The 7,648-nt window shown below is 44.0% G+C and carries 5 protein-coding genes and 2 pseudogenes; 5 read left to right on the top strand and 2 right to left on the bottom strand.

Annotation, left to right across the window (positions count from 1 at the left end; all coding sequences use genetic code 11):
- Positions 1–99: 99 nt before the first annotated feature.
- Entirely contained in the window at positions 100–1,062 is a 963-nt protein-coding gene (locus tag XI25_RS01690; protein ID WP_046677058.1) for a helix-turn-helix transcriptional regulator, read from the bottom strand.
- 109 nt (positions 1,063–1,171) lie between these two features.
- Here XI25_RS01690 and XI25_RS01695 point away from each other — a divergent pair, with 109 nt between their 5' ends.
- Together XI25_RS01695 and XI25_RS01700 are read left to right on the top strand one after the other, a co-directional pair.
- Entirely contained in the window at positions 1,172–1,651 is a 480-nt protein-coding gene (locus XI25_RS01695; protein WP_046677059.1) for a GyrI-like domain-containing protein, read from the top strand.
- A gap of 267 nt (positions 1,652–1,918) precedes the next feature.
- Positions 1,919–2,383: a hypothetical protein gene (locus XI25_RS01700; protein WP_046677060.1), complete on the top strand. Its 465-nt coding sequence runs from the start codon at positions 1,919–1,921 to the stop codon at positions 2,381–2,383.
- A 127-nt stretch (positions 2,384–2,510) separates the two neighbouring features.
- On the opposite strand, the pseudogene XI25_RS01705 reads toward XI25_RS01700, so the two are convergent.
- Positions 2,511–3,258, bottom strand: a pseudogene (locus XI25_RS01705) (EcsC family protein).
- A gap of 508 nt (positions 3,259–3,766) precedes the next feature.
- Here XI25_RS01705 and XI25_RS01710 point away from each other — a divergent pair.
- From XI25_RS01710 to XI25_RS33980, 3 genes and pseudogenes are all read left to right on the top strand, one after another.
- On the top strand, positions 3,767–4,402 hold the full coding sequence (locus XI25_RS01710) for a hypothetical protein (protein ID WP_235439612.1): 636 nt from the start codon (positions 3,767–3,769) through the stop codon (positions 4,400–4,402).
- 266 nt (positions 4,403–4,668) lie between these two features.
- Positions 4,669–7,326, top strand: a pseudogene (gene ppsA / locus XI25_RS01715) (phosphoenolpyruvate synthase).
- 133 nt (positions 7,327–7,459) lie between these two features.
- Positions 7,460–7,648 (top strand): helix-turn-helix domain-containing protein (locus XI25_RS33980; RefSeq protein WP_046677061.1); only part of this gene is annotated, 189 nt, incomplete at its 3' end.

Raw genomic sequence — 7,648 nt, forward strand, 5'->3', positions numbered from 1 at the left:
AACCCATTCAAAAACTTTTATCTTTTCTGGATGTGCAAAAATAGGGGGGAGCTGGCAACTGGCCAAGCTCAAAATTATTTTGGTTTTAACTGGCACTGCTTATGAGCAGTATAAGTTTAATCTCTCTCGTAAACCTTCTAAGACTTCTTCCGGCATCTCCCTGATCTTGATATCTCCACCAAGGAAAAGCAGCCAGTTTGTTAATTCGGTCAATTCTTCTGCATGGTTAACATCGATAAAAGTCTTAAGAATGGCTGTGGTTTGATAAGGATTCGTATATGCAATCGAAAACTTTAAAGGATGGTACTTTTTGAACTGGGCAATCGCCTTGGGTCCAAGCTCAAGGACAAGGTTGATGATTTCTTCCTGCTTGCTTAGTTGTTCTAAAAGCTTTTTCTTACTTACTCTTTTTTTGGTATGATATCGTTCTACATTGATGAGATTGTCGACAGGAACAATTCGCCTCTTTTCTTCCTCCAGGTCAAAGCCTTCAATTAGCCATAAGCTTTTTTCACGATATAGATGCAGGAGATAAACGGGATAAGATTTTATTTCCTTCTCCTCTTGGATGGAAATCAATAAATAGCTGTCCAACAGAATGATTTGGATGAGTTTTTCCAACATCGGATGGGGCAGGTCCGACAGATCAAGCAAGTCGGGATTATTGGGGTTGGTCCCTTCAAATAGCAATATTTGATTTAAAAGAACAAGGTCATCTTGCTGGTTTTCCGAGATGAGGCCCAGTAATTTCTCAGCTAAAGACTGACGACTCTTCAGATAAGGGAGTTGTTGATTTCTTGTGGCCATAAAGGCAATAAACAAAGCTTTGATTTCATTATCGGTAAAACGGACCGTGGGCAGAACAGAGTTGTTCATGACAAAATACCCCCCATCCCGCCCAACTTCAGCGACAAGCGGCATCCCCATGGCTTCAATTTCTCGGATATCTCGAATCGCCGTCGAACGAGAGATGTTAAATTCTCGCATGATTTCAGAAATGGTAAAGTGGGCACGGTTGTTGATATACCGCATGATGATATTAATCCGTTCAACTTTTTTCATCGGGCCCCCCTAAACAGTATCATTTTTTGACATGATTTAAGGCTATTATAAACCCATCAAGTGAAAAGACAAATCATTTGATAAATTTAAAAAGAGGAAGGTTTTGAATATGGCAGAGTATACCCTTGAGGAAAAAGACAGCTTTATCGTTTTAGGTATTGGAACTGAACTGAAGAGCGATTACACAGACTATGCTGGCATAAACAATGAAAAGGCAGACTTTTGGTCGGCCGTCAAACAAGATGGAAGGCTTGACACTTTAAAAGCCGTAGCCGTAAATGACTACATTTTTGCCGTGAACGAAGCGGTGAATAACAAAATGATGTATTATGCCGGCGTCATGACGAAGGAGTCGTTACCGGAAGCTACTAGAGTTATTCAATTTCCTAAAGGGGAATACCTCGTTGTAAAAGGGGAAGGGAAAACGGCGGATGAGCTGAGCAATAAACTTACCGGCATTGCCTTTGGTCAAGTATTGCCGGCAGCCAAGGATTTTGCCTATGTTGGCGGGCCGAATGCAACGGTTGAGATGGGGCAGCGAAACGGCCTCGTACGTGGTGAAATGTGGATTCCTGTTGTTAGGAAGTGAATGCTTTCGATGCGAGTTTTGCTCGAAGCAAGTTCTAAGAAGTAACGCTCCCAAAAACTAAGCCAATGCTTCCGATGCGAGTTTTGCTCGAACCAAGTTCTAAGAAGTAACGCTCGCAAAACTAAGCCAATGCTTCCGATGCGAGTTTTGCTCGAAGTCAGTTCGAAGAAGTAACGCTCGCAAAACTAAGTCAATGCTTTCGATGCGAGTTTTGCTCGAAGCAAGTTCTAAGAAGTAACGCTCGCAAAACTTTTAGGAGGAATGAACATGTCCTATATCGTTGACTTTAAAAATGTGTCTACGGTTGGTTTAGAGTCTTCACCCGTTGCAGAAGCGCTTGCTGGTTTACGAGCGAATGAAGCCCGATACTTTATGAACAAATATAAGCATGAATTTACGGTTGTACCAGCCAGCGAGAGCCAGGAGACCCTTGAATATGTAAATCGAATTTTGAAAGAAGAACGTGATATTGCGTTTGCGGCCAAACCATTAGAAACGTCGCAATTTCAAGTGGAAAATATCCAATTTTCCTACGTCTTTTATGAGGATGGTCTTGGGCTGAATGTCATGTATACGGTTGATGATCCTAAGAAGCGGGCCGTTGGTTTTAAGCTTTCTGAGGGGATGGAGGTACCGCAGGAGTTAGAAGGGAAGTTTAAGTTTGCTAGGCAAAAGTCTAAATTAGCTGGAACCATTCGGGGCTCGTTCTTTGTCATTAAAGGAGAATATTAAAATAAGCAAAAGCGCATTTGGAGAATTTCAGCCATTTTTAAGGATAAAAAGAGCAGCGATACTTCGCAGCTCTTTTTTATTTGCCCTTATTTTTTTATGAAAGTATTACGAAGCAAAAGAGAGAGGATTAACCCCAAACCACAAAATCATCGTGCAATCTGCGCAGGCGGTAAGCGTTCATGGCGCATTCGCGCAGTTCCTCAAGAATGGTATAATTCGCCCATGCGCCTGCGAAAGCGCCGATCCCGGGCACCATCTGCAGCATTTTCCTGAAGTCGATAGCGTCGCGATACTCGATCTGAAATGTCTCCCAGTCCATATTCCGGGAGTATTCGTCGTCGGATAGCCATTGTTCCTTTTCAATATGCCAATGCTTGATGGAATAGAGCAACCCGGCACGGTTTTCCGGCCCCGAAAACGTCATTTGGAATACCTTGAGAATAAAAACCCGCTCGGAAAAGTGTTTGGTGTCATAACCGTAAACATGCGCCAGCTCGAACAAAAATTTCATCTTGATCGCTATTAAAGCCGGAAAGTCCACCATGCTAAGCATAATGCCGCCAGCTCCCGTTCCAGCGCCTTCGGCAACCGCGATTTTTTGGTACAGGGCAAACAACGCTTTCGCTTCTTGATCGGCAGACTCCAGTTCCAGAGTGCGCTCCACCGGACGGCTTGGCGTATATTCCGCGCCGAAAAGTGCCGTGCGCACGATCGAGCGTATGGTGGTCGTAATGATGTTGTGCACCTTCGGGGGAATCAAATGATTAATTCGATGGCCGATTGTTTTCGATGTTTTTTCCAGCCATCCCGGCGGTTTGAACATTTTTTTGTTCCCAGTAGCCAACTTCCCTCTGTACTTTATGTTCGTAATTCATGATCAATCGCTCCTCCAAAAGACTTGGCTATATTGTAACGAATATTTCCGTAATTCGGGAACAGACCACAGCAGGTAGCGGACCTCGACTAAAGTCCAGCATAGCATGGAGAATAGATAATTTTAGGGGGAAGAAATGATGTGAAAAATTATTGGAGTGCCGTGATTGACATCTCCCTAAGGTGCAAGGGGAAGGAGATTGGGAAGGAGTGTGGATGGATCGAGTAGTTGGGGTTAAAGGTACATGTGTAGTATTGCGGGTGCCAAACGGTCAGGATATAGAGCTGATGGTAAGATGTATTGTTTCACTGTTTGCGTTTCTAATCACTCACATGGGTAATAACCCATAAATAATCATATTAATATAACGAAACACAATATAATGTTGCCGTAACAGTACTCAATGCACGCGAACGGATTGCAGATATCGTGAAATTCAGTGGTTGTCCGATCATCGACTGCAGGAATGAAATGTGCATGGACTAACGATAGAAAGGCGTGATCAAAACGTGTTTCAAAAGTATTTTGCTTTCATAAAAATCTCGATTTTCGTCATGGTTCTATCGCTTACGGCATGTTCAGGAGCAACTGAACCTTCCGCCAGCCCCGAAAATTCAACACCGGCTAATGAAGCGGTCACGACTCCTGCGACTGAGAACATGGAAGCTCCCGAAGTAACGCGTCCCCAGATCGAAAATTTTGATTTGATGACGGGTGAGGGTAACCAATCACGCACGGCCACCTTGCATCAAGGTGAAGGCTTTTCCCTATACGTATTCGAAAAGTTTGCTTTCGACGCTGTCGAAGGACGTCTGTATCTCAGCAGCAACCCGGAATACAATGTCGAAATCGAATCGCTACCTGCAAATTATGATCTAACGCAGCTTGAAACTGCAGGAAAGGAGGACTTGAAAGGGTTCGGCGAAGTATCCGATTTTAGTGGTGAGCTTGTCGAGCATCCCCTGGGTTCCGCCGAGATCTATCTTCAAGCCTCGAGTGCTGAAGGGATCAACGATTATATCGTGTGGCAGTCAGAAACAGGTGACGCTTTCCTGTTCCGTCTTCACAATCCAAAAGGCGAGGAAGCTGCGGATTTTGCCGGTCCTGTCCTTGTTTCGTTATCTACGGTTCAAACCGATTCATAAAGAACGAGCTTTTAGCGTCACTCCATTTCTCCAACCAGGCAACAAGTGCTTTACCAAAAGTATGACTAACAGTAGCGGAAATCAAAAAAAGAACCTGAGATCAGGTTCTTTTATATTGCATATAAACAGAGACAATGATACAATCAGATGACGACCGACTCATTGATCAAGGGTATAATTATCTCATCTTACATTTTAAGTTTACCATGCTGATAAACCCTTGTCAAATGTTTTTTTCTCAATTTAATGGTTAGGAGAGATGTTGAATGAGTTCTTTGGTTCTCGGTTTTCAGGAAACGGAAAAAAACCAACTTTTGCTCGTTGGCGGAAAAGGGTTGAATCTAGGGGAATTATCAAAAATCGAAGGAATACAAGTACCGGAAGGATTTTGTGTTACAACCGTGGGATATCAAAGAGCCATCGAACAAAACGAAACATATCATGCTTTGCTGGGTCGACTAACCATGCTAAAAGCAGAAGATCGAGATCAAATCGGTGAAATCAGCAAGAAGATCAGACAAACCATTATGGATGTAGAAATTCCTTCCGATGTAGTGACGGCAGTAACTCATTATCTCTCCCAGTTTGGCGAGGAACATGCGTATGCTGTGCGCTCTAGTGCGACGGCCGAAGATTTGCCGCATGCCTCTTTTGCCGGTCAACAAGACACCTATTTAAATATCATCGGCGTCGATGCCATCTTGCAGCATGTCAGCAAATGTTGGGCTTCCCTGTTTACGGATCGCGCGGTCATCTACCGTATGCAAAATGGATTCGACCACAGTCAGGTTTATTTATCCGTAATCGTTCAAAGGATGGTTTTCCCGCAGGCTTCAGGGATTTTATTCACCGCTGATCCGATTACCGGAAGCCGAAAGCTGCTATCCATCGATGCCGGCTTTGGACTTGGAGAAGCGCTGGTCTCCGGCTTGGTGTCTGCCGATTGTTATAAAGTACGGGAAGGAAAAATCGTTGAGAAGCGGATAGCAACCAAAAAATTGGCGATCTATGCACGAAAAGAAGGCGGAACAGAGACAAAGCAAATTGATCCTGACCGGCAAAAGATGCAAACCCTTACGGATGAGCAAATTTTACAACTGGCCCGCATCGGGAGACAGATCGAAGCTTATTTCGGCCAGCCCCAAGACATCGAATGGTGCCTAGTCGATGACATATTTTACATTGTCCAGAGTCGGCCCATCACGACTTTATTTCCGATCCCTGAAGCGAATGATCAGGAAAATCACGTCTATATCTCTGTTGGTCATCAACAAATGATGACGGATCCCATAAAACCATTGGGATTGTCTTTTTTTTCTGTTGACGACTTCTGCACCCATGCATAAAGCTGGCGGAAGATTGTTTGTTGATGTCACGCATCATCTGTCATCACCTGACAGCAGAGAAGTACTATTAAAAGGCATGGGACAACACGATCCGCTCTTAAAAGACGCACTTATGACCATCATAGATCGAGATTTCATAAAACTATTATCAAACGATAAAAATGAATCAAGTCCCAGTAAAAGCAATAAAGGGATGCCGCCTGCCGGTGCTCAACCACAATTCGAAAAAAGATCCGACAATCGTTTCTGATTTGATTAAGCGTAGTCAAACATCGATCGAAGAGTTAAAACAAAACATTCGAACAAAGTCTGGATCGGATTTGTTTGACTTTATCCTGGAAGATATTCAGCAATTAAAGAAGATCTTATTTGACCCGCAAAGTTCGGCTGTGTTCATGGCTGCCATGAATGCTTCAGCATGGGTCAATGAACGAATGCACGAGTGGTTAGGTGAAAAAAAACGCAGCAGACACGCTTTCTCAATCTGTGGCCCACAATATTACTTCGGAAATGGGATTGGCGCTGCTCGATGTCGCAGATGCAATCCGTCCTTATCCGGAAGTCATTGATTATTTACAGCATGTCAAAGAGGACAACTTTTTGGATGAACTGGTTAAGCTGGATGGTGGACAGGAATCCCTCGACGCGATCCTTGATTTTCTCGACAAATATGGCATGCGATGTGCCGGAGAAATCGATATAACCAGAACCCGTTGGAGCGAAAAACCAAGTACGCTTGTCCCTTTGATTCTGGGCAACATCAAAAACTTCGAACCTAATGAAAGCGGTCGGAAATTTGAGCAAGGGCAACAGGAGGCTTTGAAAAAAGAAAAAGAACTATTAGAGCGATTGAAGCAATTGCCGGATGGTGAACAAAAAGTCAAAGAAACCAAACGAATGATCGACCTCATTCGGAATTTCATCGGCTACAGGGAATATCCCAAATACGGCATGGTGAGTCGCTACTTCGTTTATAAGCAGGCTTTGCTGAAAGAAGCCGAACGGCTCGTACAAGCGGGTGTTATTCATGAAAGGGAAGATATTTATTACCTCACTTTTGAAGAACTTCACGAAGTCGTACGCACCAATAAATTGGTTGACCCGGGTTGCATGGTCGAGCAGCAAGCGAAGCTTGCGACCAGCCGGATGATCAGCAAACGAAAAGACGAGTACAAATTGTATGAAAAAATAACGCCGCCGCGCGTTATCACGTCGGATGGTGAAATCATCGCAGGGGCCTACAAACGAGAAAATCTTCCTGACGGAGCAATTGCAGGTCTAGCCGTTTCCTCCGGCGTTATCGAGGGACGTGCGCGCGTCATCTTAAACATGGAAGACGCGGATCTGGAAGAGGGGGATATTTTAGTCACCTCCTTTACAGACCCCAGCTGGACACCATTGTTTGTATCCATAAAAGGCCTGGTCACCGAAGTGGGTGGACTGATGACCCATGGAGCCGTTATCGCACGTGAATATGGCTTACCCGCAGTTGTCGGCGTGGATAATGCAACCAAACTGATAAAAGATGGGCAGCGCATTCGCGTGCATGGAACAGAAGGGTATATCGAAATATTGTAATGGCTGAATACGTCAAGTAAGAGCCTTAACTATTAACTAAGTGAAGTCACATAATAAATACCACCAAAAGTCGCGATTTTGAACTGCACCCCAATTGTTGGACACACGCTAACAATTGGAGGTGCAGTTTTTTGTGACTAAATTTACAAAGGATAGTAAACTGGCGATTATTCACGCGTATGACCCTACGCTTCTCTCACAGAGGGAATACGCAAATCAAATGGGCGTTACCAACTCTCAGTTTCAATATTGGTTGAAGCTCTACGAGATCCATGGTGAGTCTGCCTTTGCCAATGGCTATACAAATTATCCGACAAGCTTT

Source organism: Paenibacillus sp. DMB20, assembly GCF_000987955.1.
In the GTDB taxonomy this organism is placed as follows: Bacteria; Bacillota; Bacilli; order Paenibacillales; family Paenibacillaceae; genus Paenibacillus_AQ.

Coding starts and splice junctions, on each gene's coding strand:
- XI25_RS01690 (WP_046677058.1), bottom strand. CDS start 1,062: ATGAAAAAAGTTGAACGGATTAATATCATCATGCGGTATATCAACAAC.
- XI25_RS01695 (WP_046677059.1), top strand. CDS start 1,172: ATGGCAGAGTATACCCTTGAGGAAAAAGACAGCTTTATCGTTTTAGGT.
- XI25_RS01700 (WP_046677060.1), top strand. CDS start 1,919: ATGTCCTATATCGTTGACTTTAAAAATGTGTCTACGGTTGGTTTAGAG.